Below are 12,957 nucleotides of genomic sequence, written 5' to 3'. Positions count from 1 at the left end.
CGGGGACGCGGGCCTCGCCGGCGCCGTTGCCTAGGGGCGGGAACGAGAGCGAGAGGCGCGCCTGAGGAGGTAGGGGATCGCCAGGTGGTGGATCGGCGCCACCGTGGCCCACACCGGGCGGGCGAGGCGTCGGTTGAAGCGTACGAAGGTCACCCACATCACGGTCGAATCGTCCACCGTCACGATGTTGTGAGCAGTTATCAGGCCGGAGCGGGAGACGAGGCTGAGCGAGGCGCTGCCGGAATCCGAGATCGGCCACCCAAGGACGTGACCCGGCGACGACCTCGGGCCCAGCCGAAGGCCCAGGACGAGGGTCCAGCCCATGACCAGAAACCACCGGAGGGGAGCCGGCGCGTCTTCGAATGCGGCCCGTGCCCATTGCTCGGGCGTCCGGGACGACGCGTCCGGATCCAGTAGCGCGAATGCCGAGGCGTAGTGGGAAGCCGCATGATCTGGCCCATCGGGTCGAAGCCGTCGAGGCACTTCGGTGCGCTGCGCGCGCGGGGTGGTCATGGCGGACGGCTCCTTCGGTGACGGTGGGGAGGCCGGAAACGACGCCTCGAACGTACCTACTGGTGACGGCGATTGAAGGACCGTGGGCGTGCGGGGACTTCTGCAGGCGAAAGCCCTTATTCGTCATCCCTCATCCCTCACCCCCTTCATCCTTCATCCCTAATGCCTCGGCGGTCGCGCAGCGGGCCTCAGTCAGGTGGAGTCAGGTCACGGCGGGCCACCACCGTCTCGAAGAGGTCCCAGCCGTCTCTCTGCTCAGTTGGCGGATTGTCCGGTTGCCAACCGCCGGCTAGGGCCTCGTCGAGCAGGGCTCTGACGGTGCCCGGCTCGTGGAGGTTCAGGAATTTGCCCTTGCCGGTGCCGACGCCGCCGGAGTGAAGATAACCATCGGGGACCAACCGGCCGACGCTTTCTCGGAAGACGATCCGGAGCCGGCCGCGCGCTCCGATGCGGCCGATGGTGAGGATTTCGCTGCATTCCCGAGACCGGCCCTGGTCGACGGTGTGGTGATGTCTCACTGACCAGAGGAACGTCTCGTCGCCGACGACGAGACGCCGGGGCTTCTTACCGTTGCGAGCCATGAGTGGGTCCTTTCCGGCCAATGATGCATTTGGTGCATGGGTGAGGTGGACGGTGAGGGTGGCATGGATCATGCCGGAGGCGCGGGTGGAGCTGCACCCCACTTTTCGCGGAAGTCGACAGGTCCGAGGGTGGCCGCTGTCCGTTCGTTCGTGGGGCATGAGACTGTCTGGCTGTGTCGGAGATGATGAGCGCGTGGGAGACGGTTCTGGTTGAGGCTTCGTCTCCTTCGTGGGCGCAGCGTGTTCGTGCCGGGCGTGGCCTTGCTGCCTTCGCCGATGTTCCTGAGGCTGCGGAGGCGTTGGTGGGGCTGCTGCTGGACGTCGAAGACACGGCCGTGACCCGGCAGACGGCAGAGGCCCTGGCCCAGGTGGGAACCGCGGCCGCGGTAAGGCTCATCGCTCTCGCGGTGGTCGAGGGCGACGACAGCCGGGTCGACTGGCTGCTGACCGGGGTGCATGACGCGCTTGCGGGGCCGGACGGCGCGCCGGACCTCGAAGCGGTCTGCAGGCAGCTCGCCGGGGACCCGGAAGCGGCTGTGCGTCGGGGTGCCGGGGAGATCTCGGCATGGATGGCCGGCGCAGGATGGTGAGGTGATGTGCGTCGGAGTGGCCCACCGCTGCCCTCGGCGGACCGGAGAACACCCCCGACGCGATGCTCACTTGGCACGTGCTCGACAATTGCCGGGCGACGCATCTGCCCAGGGGGATCCGGTGACCGAAGACCTGACGCGCTTCCTCGCGGCCTACGACGCCGTGCTCGCCCGCTGGCCCGTGCCCGTCGACCGGGTGGACCTCACGTCGGCGTACGGCACGACCCGGGTCACCGCGTGCGGCCCCGAGGACGGCGAGCCGCTGGTGCTGCTGCACGGCGGCGGCACCACCTCAACGGTCTGGTACGCCAACGTGGCCGATCTGGCCCGTACGCGGCGCGTCTACGCCGTCGACCGGATCGGCGAGGCGGGACGCAGCCGCCGCGGTGACCGTCCGATGCGGTCCGTCGACGATCTGCTGGACTGGCTGGACGGCGTACTCGACGGACTGGGCCTGGGCCAGGGGACCGCCGACCTCTGCGGGCACTCGTACGGCGGCTGGCTCGCCCTCACCTACGCGCTCCGCGCACCGCACCGCGTCCGCAGGCTCGTCCTCCTCGACCCCACCCAGTGCTTCGCCGGCTTCCGGCCCGGATACCTGCTGCGTGCCCTTCCCCTGCTCCTGAGGCCCACGGCGCAGCGGGCCCGCGCCTTCCTCGCCTGGGAGACCCGCCACGCGGAACTCGACCCTGCGTGGCGCGAACTGCACGCTCTGGCCGCCGAGTTCCCGGACGCCAAGGCCATCGTGGGCAAGCGCCCGCGGTCGCCTCAGCTGCAAGGCTTGACGGTACCCGCCCTGGTGGTGCTCGCCGCGGACAGCCGGGCGCATCACAGCCGACGCGTCGAGGCGGCCGCGCGCCGGCTCCTGCCCCATGCCGAGACCGTCGTGCTTCCCGGCCTCTCACACCACGGCATGCCCTTCCACCACGCCGCCGCGCTCGACCGCTTGATCCTGGAGTTCCTGGAGTCACTGGAGGACAGGGAAGGCCAGGAATTCCGCGAGACTCCGTAACGCGAGGGCGCTGCGCCATCGCGTAGGAATAGCGAGGTGCGCCGGGGGCAGTGAGCCCCCATGCCGCATACCGCCGTACCACCTCCATCCGGGTCGGCTCCTGAGCGGTGGTGCCCAACGGTCGGGAAGGCCGGAGGAGTTCACGCGGAGCCTGCTCCGACGGGCGGCCTATTGGGCCGAACCCGGCGCGGCCCTCTCGTCAAGCACCTCCCGCCGTACGACGATGTCCCCGCGCCTCGCACCCGTCCCGTCCCGTCGCGTCCGATCCCGTCACGTTCCTTCCGTACGCCGTGCCCGCGAAAGGACCCCGCCCATGAGCAGACCCTTTGCCGTACGTGCCCTGATCGCCCTGCTGTTCGCCACTCCGCTGGTCGGCCTGCCGCTGCTCGCCCTGCCCGGACCGCTCGCGCGTGCCGCCGGCGTCCCGGGGCACTCGGCCGTGTCGGACGACACCTACTGGACATCGCAGCGGATGCGAGCCGCCCGCCCGGCCTCCGTCAGCCGCGGTGCGTCGGCCCCGCGCCCGGCCGCCGATCCCGCTCCGCCCAGTCACCCCTTCGACGGCATTCCGCAGGTCGGCACGTTCTTCTGGACGGACGGGAACAACACCGGCCGGTTCTGCGGCGGAACGGTGGTCCGCAGCCCGCACCGCAACCTCGTGGTCACCGCCGGGCACTGCCTCCGGTCGCCCGACCCGAAGCGCCATCTGTCGTTCGTGCCCCAGTACCACGACGGAATCAAGCCGTACGGCATCTTCCCCGTCGACCGCATCTACATCGACCAGCGCTACTACGACCTCGGCACGGGCGCCGGCGCCCGCTGGGACTATGCCGTCGTACGCCTCGCCGCGGGTGAGGACGGGACCGAGGTGGAGGACGCGACCGGCGGCTTCGACCTGCTTCCCTACCCGGGTTACCGGCACCCCGAGGTACGGCTCATCGGCTACCCCGGCAACAGCGACACCACCCACCCCAAGCCGCTGGACTGCACCTCCGCCACACACCGGTACACCAGCACCGACCCCGCCGCCCCGGGCTCCTTCCTCGAGATCGCCTGCGCCGGATACATCGGCGGCACCTCCGGCGGGCCCTTCCTGGTCAGGGACTTCACCGGCTACGCCCTCATCGGAGTGATCGGCGGCTACCACACGGGCGGCGACTTCCCCGATGTCTCCTACAGTTCCTACTTCACCCGCGACACGCTGGCTCTCTACCTTCACGCCGTCTTCGGCGACACCCCCGCCGCACCGCGCTGAGGATCCTGGAGCAGGTCCTCGACGGTGAGCGGCAGCTTCCGGATGCGGCGCCCCGTGGCGTGACGGACGGCATTGGCGATGGCCGCGGCGGCGCCGACCTGGCCGACCTCGCCCACGCCCTTGACGCCGAGCGGATTGACGATCTCGTCCGTCACTTCGATGAGTTCGACCGTCACGTCGGGTGCGTTGGCATTGACCGGCACGAGATAGTCGCCCAGGCTCGCCGCCACCCAGCGGCCGCGTCGCGGGTCCATGGAGTTGGCTTCCAGCAGGGCCTGGCCCAGCCCCCACAGCATCCCGCCCATCAGCTGGCTGCGGGCCGTCTTGGGGTTGAGGACCCGGCCGGGGGCGAAGGCGCCGACCATCCGGCGGACCCGGACGAGCCCGAGATCGGGATCGACGGCGACTTCGGCGAACTGGGCGCCGAACGTCATCATCCCGTAGCGGGTGCTCCGCGGCGAAGGAGACCAGGAGCCGGCCGCCTCGACGTCGGGCAGGACGTTGCGGTGGAGCAGATCGGCGTAGCTCTCCCCGGTTCCGGGCGCATCGCGCAGCATCATGCGGCCGTCCTGGACGGTGACGGCCGCGGGATCGGCGCCGTGCAGGGGCGACTGGCCGTCCGCGACGGCCTGCGCCACGAGCTGGTCGCGCAGATGGGTCGCCGCGGTGTGCACGGCCGCGCTGATCATGCCCGCTCCCGAGGAGCCGACCGCGGCGGCGATGGTCGGCAGGGTGGTGTCACCGCCCTCGAAGCGGCACCGCTCGAAGGGCAGGCCGAGCGCATCCGCGGCCACCTGGGTCATCACGGTCGCCACCCCGGTGCCGAAGTCGGGCGTCGCGGCCTGGACCACGGCGGTGCCGTCGGCGTACAGGCGGGCCCGCGCGCGTTGCGGGTTGTTCGGGCCGTAGACGGGATATCCGGAAGCGGCCATGCCGTAGCCGATCAGCCAGTTGCCGTCGCGGTGGGACCGGGGTTCGGGATTGCGCCGGTGCCAGCCGAAGCGCTCGGCGCCGCGTGCGTAGCACTCCTTGAGCCCGTTGCTGGACCAGGGATAACCGGTGCTGGGGTCCGTGTCGCTGTGGTTGCGCAGACGGAGTTCCAGCGGATCGATGCCGAGCCGGTGGGCCAGATCGTCCATCGTGCATTCGAGCGCGAACATGCCGGACGCCTCGCCGGGCGCCCGCATGAAGGTGGGCGTCATGGTGTTGGCGCGGATCAGCCGGTAGACGCCTTCGTAGTTGCCGCAGGCGTAGATCTGGGAGGCGACACCGAGGGAGGGCTCGGCCCAGTCGTCGAACGGTGAGGTGGGCGAGAGCTTGTGGTGCCGCAGCGCGGTGAGATGGCCCTCGTTGTCCGCGCCCAGCTCGATGCGCTGTTCCTGTTCCTCCCGGTGGCCGACGGAGGTGAACATCTGCTCCCGGGTGAGGGTGAGTTTGACGGGCCGTTGGACCTCGCGGGCGGCGAGTGCGGCCAGCGCCGGGTGCGCCCAGATCATGGCCTTGCACCCGAAGCTGCCGCCGACGTAGTGGGAGAGGACGCGCACCTTCGAGGGGGTCAGGCCGAGCAGCGCCGCGACGGTCAGCTGGGTGGCCGCCACCCCCTGCGTGGCGTCGTAGAGGATCAGCTGGTCGTCGTCCCAGGCCGCGGTGGTGGCCGAGGGCTCGATGGGATTGTGGTTGTTGGCGGCGAAGGCGTAGGTGGCATCGATCCGTACGTCGGCGCGTGCCAGCCCGGCCTCGACATCGCCGCGTTCGGTCCGCCCCGGGATGAAGCCGGCAAAGATCGCCTCGGGCTCGTAGGCCGCGTCACGCCCCTGGTCGAGGGTGGTGACGGAGGGCGTCTCCCGGTAGGCGATACGGATCAGCGCGGCCGCGTGCTGGGCGCGTTCCAGGGTGTCGGCGACCACCAGGGCGACCGGCTGCCCCGTGTAGTGCACGACGTCGTCCTGGAAGGGGAAGAAGGTCTGTCCCGGGGCGGGCATCCCCGCGAGCGAGGGGATCAGCGGGGGCTGCGCGGCGGCCTTGGGCAGGTTCTCGTGGGTGAGGACGGCGAGCACCCCGCCGGCCTCCCACGCCTCCTCGGCGTCGATGTGGATGATCCGGCCGCTCGGCACGCGGGCGCCGACCAGGACGGCATAGGTCATGTTGCCGAGGAAGATGTCCGAGGAGTACTGCGCGCTGCCGGTGACCTTGTGGCGGCCGTCGACCCGGTCGGTGGGCTGCCCGATCGCGAGGGTCGTCGTCATGACGGAATCTCCGGGTGGGTGAGGGACTGCAGGGCCCGGACCAGGGTCCGCTGGGCCAGCTCGGCCTTGAAGGCGTTGAGCGGCCTGGTGCGGGCGGGGAGGAGCTCCTCGCGCGCGGCCCGTCGGAAGGTCTCGGTGTCGGCGGGCGCCCCGCGCAGCATCTCCTCCGCGCGGCGCGCTCGCCAGGGCTTGGTCGCCACCCCGCCCAGCGCGAGCCGTACGTCGCTGATGACGCCGTCCCGCACGGTCATCGCGGCGGCCGCGGAGGCCAGGGCGAACTCGTACGACTCGCGGTCGCGGACCTTCAGATACCGGGAGGTACGGGCCGTGCGCAGGCCCGGGACCTCGATGCCCACCACCAGCTCACCGTGTTCCAGCGGGTGCTCCAGATGCGGCGTGGCCCCGGGCAGCAGGAAGAATGCGTCGATCGGGTACACCTGCCGGCCGTGGGGACCTTCGGTATGGATGCGGGCGTCCAGCGCCATCAGCGGTACGGCGACGTCCGATGGATGCGTGGCGATGCAGTGATCGCTGACGCCGAGGACGGCGTGGCCGCGGTGGAAGCCGTCGAGAGCGCTGCATCCGCTGCCCGGATCGCGCTTGTTGCACGGTGAGGTCGCATCGCGGAAGTAGGCGCAGCGCACCCGCTGCATCATGTTGCCGCCCATGCTGGCCATGTTGCGCAGCTGCGCGGAGGCACCGAGGACGAGCGCCTGCGCGACCATCGGATAGCGCTCCCGTACGGCCGGGGCCCGGGCCACCTCGCTCATCCGGGCCAGGGCGCCGATGTAGAGGCCGCCGTCGGGCCGGTCCTCGATCCGGCCCAGGGGCAGATCGTTGATGTCCACGAGCCGGCGCGGCAGCATGACGTTCTGCCGCAGCAGATCGATCTCGGTGGTGCCCCCGGCCAGGAAGTCGCTGGTGGGATCGGCGGCGACGGTGGCGACCGCATCGGCCACGGCATCGGCGCGCGAGTAACTGATGGGCCGCACGGCAGGCCTCCTCAGGTTTGGTCGCGGACCGCGCGGATGGCGGCCCGGATGTGGGGATAGGCGGCGCAACGGCAGAGGTTGCCGCTCATCCACTCCCCGATCTCGGCGTCGTCCGCGGCATGGCCCTCGGCGAGCAGGGCCACCGCGGACATGATCTGGCCCGGGGTGCAGTAACCGCACTGGAAGGCGTCCTGCTCGATGAAGGCGCTTTGCATGGGGTGCAGCTCGTCACCGTCCGCCAGACCCTCGACGGTGGTCACCTCGTGCCCTTCACAGGCGATCGCCAGCGTGAGGCAGGCCAGCACCCGACGCCCATCGACCCACACCGTGCAGGCACCACATGTGCCCTGGTCGCACCCCTTCTTGGCACCCGTCATAGCCAGGTGCTCACGCAACGCATCCAGCAGGCTGACCCGTGGCTCGATCTCACAGGAATGGTCGGTGCCATTGACCGACAGGGTGACCTTCACCGGGTCGGGGCCGCGCTCCGGGAGAACGGCGGCCGCGGGCGCCCGGGACGGGATGTCTGGAGCGGACACGGGTTACCTCCACTGGCCGGTGGCCGGAATTTCATCCTGTTTCATCTGCCGACGGGGCGCGACCCGTGCCGGAATGCCACGGTCCGTGGCTCCTCGTAACGATTCGCGACGCCCGGCGGCCGGGCCCCGGCAAGAGCGCATCGGTGGACGGACCGCCCTCGGGCGCCCGCCTCGCACGACACCCCGCCACGGCTGCGGCGGGGAGCGAGAATGGACAGGAGAACACCTGCGAGCACCCGGCCCGCACCTCGCCTGAGCTGGGAAGTGAAGCGCGATGTTGTTCTGGTACAACCACGGCGCAGGCGCCTGGGGCTGGTTCGCCATGACGCTCGGCATCGTCCTGTTCTGGGCGCTGGTCATCACGGCCGGTGTGCTGCTCTACCGAGCCCTGGCCCGTACGGCGCCCCCTGCCGGCGAACAGACCGGCTGGCGCGGCGACCGCCCGCCCGGCGGACCCAACCCCGAGCAGATCCTCGCCGAACGGTACGCACGCGGCGAGATCGAGGACGAGGAGTACCGCCGGCGCCTGGCCACGCTCCGCTCGTCCCGCGGTGATCCGGAAAAACCCTGACCGCCGTTGACAACGAGAATTCGCTGCACCATCGCGCGGATGACGGCACCGAATCCACGGCCTACCGCGTGTTCACCATCCCGGAATTGGACGGCCGGCGACGCGTTCACGGTGCCGACTGGAGGGGGACGAAGACGAGGACGAGGACGAGGAAATCAGAAGTGGCCTCGATATCTGAGGACGTATGCGGCGCATCGCCGGGCGGGCCGGAGAAGGTAGCCTCGCTCTCATCGGCCGCCGTATGAACTCTCGTGCATGCCGCCGCGCCGACCAGGCATCACACCCGTCCTCGTTTTCCGAAAGACCAGCGCCATGATCTTCATCACCGTGAAATTCACCGTCCGTCCCGAGCGCAGCGACGAATGGCTCGACCTCGTCGACGATTTCACCCAGGCCACCCGCAGCGAACCCGGCAACCTGTTCTACGAGTGGTCCCGCAGCGTCGACAACCCGCACCAGTTCGTGCTGGTCGAAGGCTTCCGCGACGGTGAAGCGGGCAAGGAGCACGTGGAGTCCGAGCACTTCAAGACCGCGATGGAGGTCATGTCGTACGCGGTGGCCGAGCGGCCGCAGATCGTCAGCACCGAGATCCCCGGTATGGACGGCTGGGGGCTGATGGGCGAACTCACGCCGCGCAGCCCTGAATAGGGCAACGTTTTCCCGGAGTTGTCGGAATAGGCGGCCAACTGACGTCGTTTCCAGCTGACATGACTCTAGGAGTAGCGCTCAACGCAACCGACGCCGGAAATCAGATCGACGCCTCCGTGCGGCTCGCCGCGGAGGCTGCGGCCGCGGGGCTACGGTCCGCGTGGTTCGGGCAGACCTTCGGTGCCGACTCGCCCCAGCTGGCGGCGATCGTCGGGCGCGAAGTGCCGGCCCTCCAGGTCGGCACGTCCGCGATCCCCGTCTTCGGACGCCATCCGCTGCTCGTCTCCAGCCAGGCGCAGACCGCCCAGGCGGCCACCCACGGCCGCTATCACCTCGGGCTCGCGCTCGGCACGAAGCTCCTGACCGAGTCCGGCTTCGGCATACCGTTCGAGCGGCCCGTCGCGCGGCTGCGGGAATTCCTGACGGCGCTCCGTCAGCTGACCGAGACCGGCGCGGCCGACTTCCAGGGCGAGCTGCTCACCGCGAGCACCCCGATCCCCGCGCGGGTCCCGGGCGCGGAGGCCGGCGTGCCCCTGCTCGTCGCCGCGATGGGGCCGCAGGCGCTGCGGGTCAGCGGTGAGCTGGCGGACGGGATCCTGCCTTATCTCGCGGGGCCCCGCGCCCTGGCCGAACACATCGTTCCGGCCGTCACCGCGGCGGCGGAGGCGGCCGGGCGTCCCGCGCCCCGGATCGTCGCTCTCGTCCATGGTGTGGTCACCGACGACGCCGACGCGGTGCGCGAGACGGTCACCGAACAGCTCGCGTTCTACGAGCAGATACCGTCCTACGCGCGCGTCATCGAGCTCTCCGGAGGTAAGCGGGCCGCCGATGTGGCCGTGATCGGCGACGAGCGGACGGTCGCCGCCGAGGTGCGGCGCTACCGGGACGCCGGGGCGACGGAGGTCGTGTTCTCGGGGACCGAGGTCGCCGGGGATGCCGACCGGCGCCGCACCTGGGCCCTTCTGGGGGAGCTGGCGGGCTGAGCCCGCCGGCCGCGGCGTCCCCCTGCGCGCTCAGGCCCTCCGCACGGTCACTCCCGCCGCCGTCAGCGCCTGGGTCTCCCCGTCCGGGGCGGTCTCGTCGGTGACGACGGCGTGCAGGGCGGCGGCGGGGGCGACGAAGGCGAGGGCGGTGCGGGAGAGCTTGCCGCCCTCCGCGACGGCGATGACGCGGCGGGCCGAGGCGATCGCGGCGCGTTTGACGGCGGCGTCGTCGAGGTCGTAGGCGGTCAGGCCGTCCGCCGCGTTCACTCCGCAGCACCCGATGACGGCCGTATCGAAGCGCAGGGCGGCCAGCGATGCCACGGTCAGCGGGCCGGTGAGCGCCAGCTCGCCCGGACGCGGTCGGCCACCGGGCACCAACAGCGTCAGGTGCGGCGCCCCGGTCAGGGCATTGACCGCGTGGAGGGAGAGCGGCAGCACGGTCAGGCGGCGGTGTTCCCATGCGCGGGCCACTTCCAGGCAGGTGGTGCCGCTGTCGAGAACGACGGACTCGCCGTCGGCGATCAGCCCGGCGACCTCGGCGGCGATCCGCCGCTTGGCCTCCTGCCCCTCCTGGGCCCGCAGCGCGAACGGAGGCTCGTCACCGCGCAGCAGCAAGCTCCGTGCGCCGCCGCGATAGCGCTCCAGAACTCCCTGGTCGGCCAGGACCTCCAGGTCGCGACGGATGGTCATCTCCGAGGCTCCGGTGAGTGCGGCCAGCTCCGTGACGCCGATGCGGCCTGCCTCGCGCACGGCGTCGGTGATCTGCCTGAGCCTGTCTGTGCTCGCCATCCTCGAATTGAACATCGAACACGTTCGATCGGCAAGCTTTCGAACATCAAGACTGTTCGATATGTTCGGTCGCATGGAGAAATCACTGCGGGCCGGTCGGCTGGCCACGTTCGCCTACTTCGCCCTGAACGGCTTCCTCATGGGGATGTGGGTCGTCCACATCCCCGTCGTGGAACACCGCGCCGGGATCGGGCATGCCGTGCTCGGCTGGCTCCTGCTGCTGCTCGGCGCCGGGGCCTTCGCGGGTATGCAGCTCGCCGGCCCGCTCACCGACCGCTTCGGTGCCCGCACCGTCGTACCGGCCGGTGCGGCGCTGTGCAGCGCCGCGCTCGTCCTGCCGGGCGCGGCCACGAGCGGCTGGACGCTGGGCGCGGCGCTGCTGGCGCTGGGGTTCGGCAACGGCTGCCTGGACGTCGCCATGAACGCCCACGCCGTCCAGGTCGAGCGCGGCTACCGACGGCCCGTCATGTCCGCCTTCCACGCCACCTTCTCGATCGGTGGCGTCCTTGCCGCGCTGGTCGGCGCCCGCGCTCTCGACCGCGGCTGGAGTCCGCCCGCGACCCTCGGCGCGGTGGCGCTCTTCGGCCTCCTCGTCACCGCACTGGCCGCCCCCGCGCTGCTGCGGCCCGAACCCACCACCCGCCCCGCGCCGGACCCCGCCGCGGCGACGGCCCGGCGCCGGACGCCCCGGCGCATCTGGGTGCTCGCCGCCCTGGCCCTGATGCTGATGCTGTGCGAAGGGGTGGCCAACGACTGGAGCGTGCTCCATCTGCGGGACGTCCTGGACGCGCCCGCCGCCACCGCCGCCCTCGCCTACGGCGCCTTCGCCACGGCCATGACCATCGGCCGGCTGCTGACCGACCGGATGGCCGCGCGCTTCGGCCCGGTGCTCATCGTCCGCCACGGCGCGTCCGTGGCCGCGTTCGGACTGACGATGGCGGCGCTGTCACCGTGGATACCGCTGGCGCTGATCGGCTGGACCCTCTTCGGTACCGGGCTCTCCGGCTGCATCCCCCAACTCTTCAGCGCCGCAGGCCACGTCGACCCGAACGCGGCCGGAGCCAATGTCTCGCGCGTCGCCGGCCTCGGCTACCTGGGCATGCTCGCCGGGCCCGCCGTCATGGGGCCGCTGACCCACTTCATCCCGCTCAATCTCACGTTCTTCCTGCCCGTGACGTTCTGTCTCACCGCCGCCTGCACGGCGGGCATCCTGCGGTCCGCACACCACGATGCGCCGCGTCGGGAGGCCGAGACCGTCCCACAGCCGTGAACGCCTCCGAACTCCCCGAACGCCCGGAACTCCCCCTGGGCGTCACGCCGCGCCGATCGCGCCCTCCGGCAGCCGCGTCACGGCGTCCACGAGGGCATGTACCGCCGGTGACCAGGGTCGTTCCCGCGGACCGCACAGCACGAGGCGCCTGCTGTGATGCGGGGTGATCCGCACCAGGACGAGGTCGTCCGGGACCAGCGGACGGGAGACCTCCGGCAGGATCGAGATGCCGAGGCCGGCCTGGACCATGCTGATGAGCGTGCCGAGGTCCCGTACGCGATGGGCCGGGGTGTACTGCGCCCCCGCCAGTTGGTGGATGGTGCGGATGTGCCGCTCGCAGCCGTTCGGGGAGAGGACCAGCGGGTCGTCCGCCAGGTCCCCGACGTGGACGGTCTCCTCGTCCGCCAAGGGGTGGTCCTGCGGGAGCAGGGCGAGGAAGGGATCGGTCACCAGCAGTGCACCACTGCCGGTACCGGGCTCCGCCGGGCCGGCGGCCGGGGGCGGGTCGACCAGGACGGCGGCGTCGGCCGCCGCGCTCGCGAGCCAGGCCTCCGTCTCCTCGCCGCTGCCTTCGAAGACCCGGATACGGATGGCCGGCAGCCGCTCGGCCCACTGGCGCAGCAGCGAGGGCAGCAGGCCCTGGCAGACGGTGGGCGTGGCGGCGAGGCGCACCGTGCCGCCCGTTGCCGCACCGTGCCGGGCCGCCGCGTCGAAGATCGCGTCCGTCGCGGCGAGGGCCGAGCGGGCCCGGGGCAGCACCACATCGCCAAGTGCCGTGGTGCGTACGGGAGTTGAGCGCACGATCAGCGGGGCCGCGAGGGTGCGCTCCAGCGAGGCGACGGCGTGCGAGACCGCCGACTGGCTCAGGCCCAGCTCCGTCGCCGCCGCACCAAAGCCGCCCGCGTCGACGACCGTGACGAACGCCCGCAACTGCGGCAGATTCAGCGCCACGATGCCTCTCCTCGCCT

At 71.2% G+C, this 12,957-nt stretch carries 14 protein-coding genes; 7 read left to right on the top strand and 7 right to left on the bottom strand.

Annotated features, from left to right (window positions below; translation table 11 throughout):
* Positions 1-30: 30 nt before the first annotated feature.
* Entirely contained in the window at positions 31-513 is a 483-nt protein-coding gene (locus AC5677_RS03640; RefSeq protein WP_497193548.1) for a DUF2867 domain-containing protein, read from the bottom strand.
* Between the two features lie 188 nt (positions 514-701).
* Positions 702-1,094 carry a hypothetical protein gene (locus AC5677_RS03635; protein WP_497193547.1) on the bottom strand — a complete coding sequence of 131 codons (393 nt, stop codon included), beginning with the start codon at positions 1,092-1,094 and terminating at the stop codon, positions 702-704.
* 182 nt (positions 1,095-1,276) lie between these two features.
* On the opposite strand from AC5677_RS03635, the gene AC5677_RS03630 reads away from it, so the two are divergent.
* The 3 genes from AC5677_RS03630 to AC5677_RS03620 all read left to right on the top strand — a co-directional run bounded on the left by AC5677_RS03630 (position 1,277) and on the right by AC5677_RS03620 (position 3,951).
* The gene (locus AC5677_RS03630) at positions 1,277-1,684 is read left to right on the top strand and encodes a HEAT repeat domain-containing protein (protein WP_497196496.1); all 408 of its coding nucleotides are present in this window, start codon (positions 1,277-1,279) and stop codon (positions 1,682-1,684) included.
* 121 nt (positions 1,685-1,805) lie between these two features.
* Positions 1,806-2,696, top strand: a complete 891-nt coding sequence (locus AC5677_RS03625; protein WP_497193546.1) for an alpha/beta fold hydrolase — start codon at positions 1,806-1,808, stop codon at positions 2,694-2,696.
* Between the two features lie 313 nt (positions 2,697-3,009).
* Positions 3,010-3,951: a trypsin-like serine peptidase gene (locus AC5677_RS03620; RefSeq protein ID WP_497193545.1), complete on the top strand. Its 942-nt coding sequence runs from the start codon at positions 3,010-3,012 to the stop codon at positions 3,949-3,951.
* On the opposite strand, the gene AC5677_RS03615 is transcribed toward AC5677_RS03620, so the two are convergent.
* Genes AC5677_RS03615 through AC5677_RS03605 form a run of 3 tightly spaced genes read right to left on the bottom strand, consistent with a single transcriptional unit; the run spans position 3,912 to position 7,728 of the window.
* Complete coding sequence (locus tag AC5677_RS03615) at positions 3,912-6,197, bottom strand: xanthine dehydrogenase family protein molybdopterin-binding subunit (protein WP_497193544.1); 2,286 nt, start codon at positions 6,195-6,197, stop codon at positions 3,912-3,914. The genes AC5677_RS03620 and AC5677_RS03615 overlap by 40 nt on opposite strands.
* Positions 6,194-7,189, bottom strand: coding sequence for an FAD binding domain-containing protein (locus AC5677_RS03610; RefSeq protein ID WP_497193543.1), 996 nt, complete (start codon positions 7,187-7,189; stop codon positions 6,194-6,196). The genes AC5677_RS03615 and AC5677_RS03610 overlap by 4 nt, the downstream gene beginning before the upstream one ends.
* 11 nt (positions 7,190-7,200) lie before the next feature.
* The gene (locus AC5677_RS03605; protein WP_497193542.1) at positions 7,201-7,728 is read right to left on the bottom strand and encodes a (2Fe-2S)-binding protein; all 528 of its coding nucleotides are present in this window, start codon (positions 7,726-7,728) and stop codon (positions 7,201-7,203) included.
* Positions 7,729-8,002: 274 nt separating this feature from the next.
* On the opposite strand from AC5677_RS03605, the gene AC5677_RS03600 reads away from it, so the two are divergent.
* From AC5677_RS03600 to AC5677_RS03590, 3 genes are all read left to right on the top strand, one after another.
* Positions 8,003-8,299 carry an SHOCT domain-containing protein gene (locus AC5677_RS03600; RefSeq protein WP_497193541.1) on the top strand — a complete coding sequence of 99 codons (297 nt, stop codon included), beginning with the start codon at positions 8,003-8,005 and terminating at the stop codon, positions 8,297-8,299.
* A gap of 312 nt (positions 8,300-8,611) precedes the next feature.
* Positions 8,612-8,947, top strand: a complete 336-nt coding sequence (locus AC5677_RS03595) for a putative quinol monooxygenase (RefSeq protein ID WP_497193540.1) — start codon at positions 8,612-8,614, stop codon at positions 8,945-8,947.
* Between the two features lie 59 nt (positions 8,948-9,006).
* Complete coding sequence (locus AC5677_RS03590; protein WP_497193539.1) at positions 9,007-9,930, top strand: LLM class F420-dependent oxidoreductase; 924 nt, start codon at positions 9,007-9,009, stop codon at positions 9,928-9,930.
* Between the two features lie 30 nt (positions 9,931-9,960).
* Here the strand turns inward: AC5677_RS03590 and AC5677_RS03585 are convergent, their stop codons facing one another.
* Positions 9,961-10,719 (bottom strand): DeoR/GlpR family DNA-binding transcription regulator, encoded by a 759-nt coding sequence (locus tag AC5677_RS03585; RefSeq protein WP_497193538.1) that lies wholly within the window; start codon positions 10,717-10,719, stop codon positions 9,961-9,963.
* Positions 10,720-10,792: 73 nt separating this feature from the next.
* Between AC5677_RS03585 and AC5677_RS03580 the strand changes: the two genes are divergently transcribed.
* The gene (locus AC5677_RS03580; RefSeq protein ID WP_497193537.1) at positions 10,793-11,989 is read left to right on the top strand and encodes an MFS transporter; all 1,197 of its coding nucleotides are present in this window, start codon (positions 10,793-10,795) and stop codon (positions 11,987-11,989) included.
* Positions 11,990-12,031: 42 nt separating this feature from the next.
* On the opposite strand, the gene AC5677_RS03575 is transcribed toward AC5677_RS03580, so the two are convergent.
* Complete coding sequence (locus tag AC5677_RS03575) at positions 12,032-12,940, bottom strand: LysR family transcriptional regulator (RefSeq protein WP_497193536.1); 909 nt, start codon at positions 12,938-12,940, stop codon at positions 12,032-12,034.
* Positions 12,941-12,957 lie beyond the last annotated feature (17 nt).

The sequence above is a fragment of the Streptomyces sp. JLSY215 genome (genome assembly GCF_059682825.1).
This window is presented reverse-complemented; position numbering and strand designations above follow the sequence as displayed.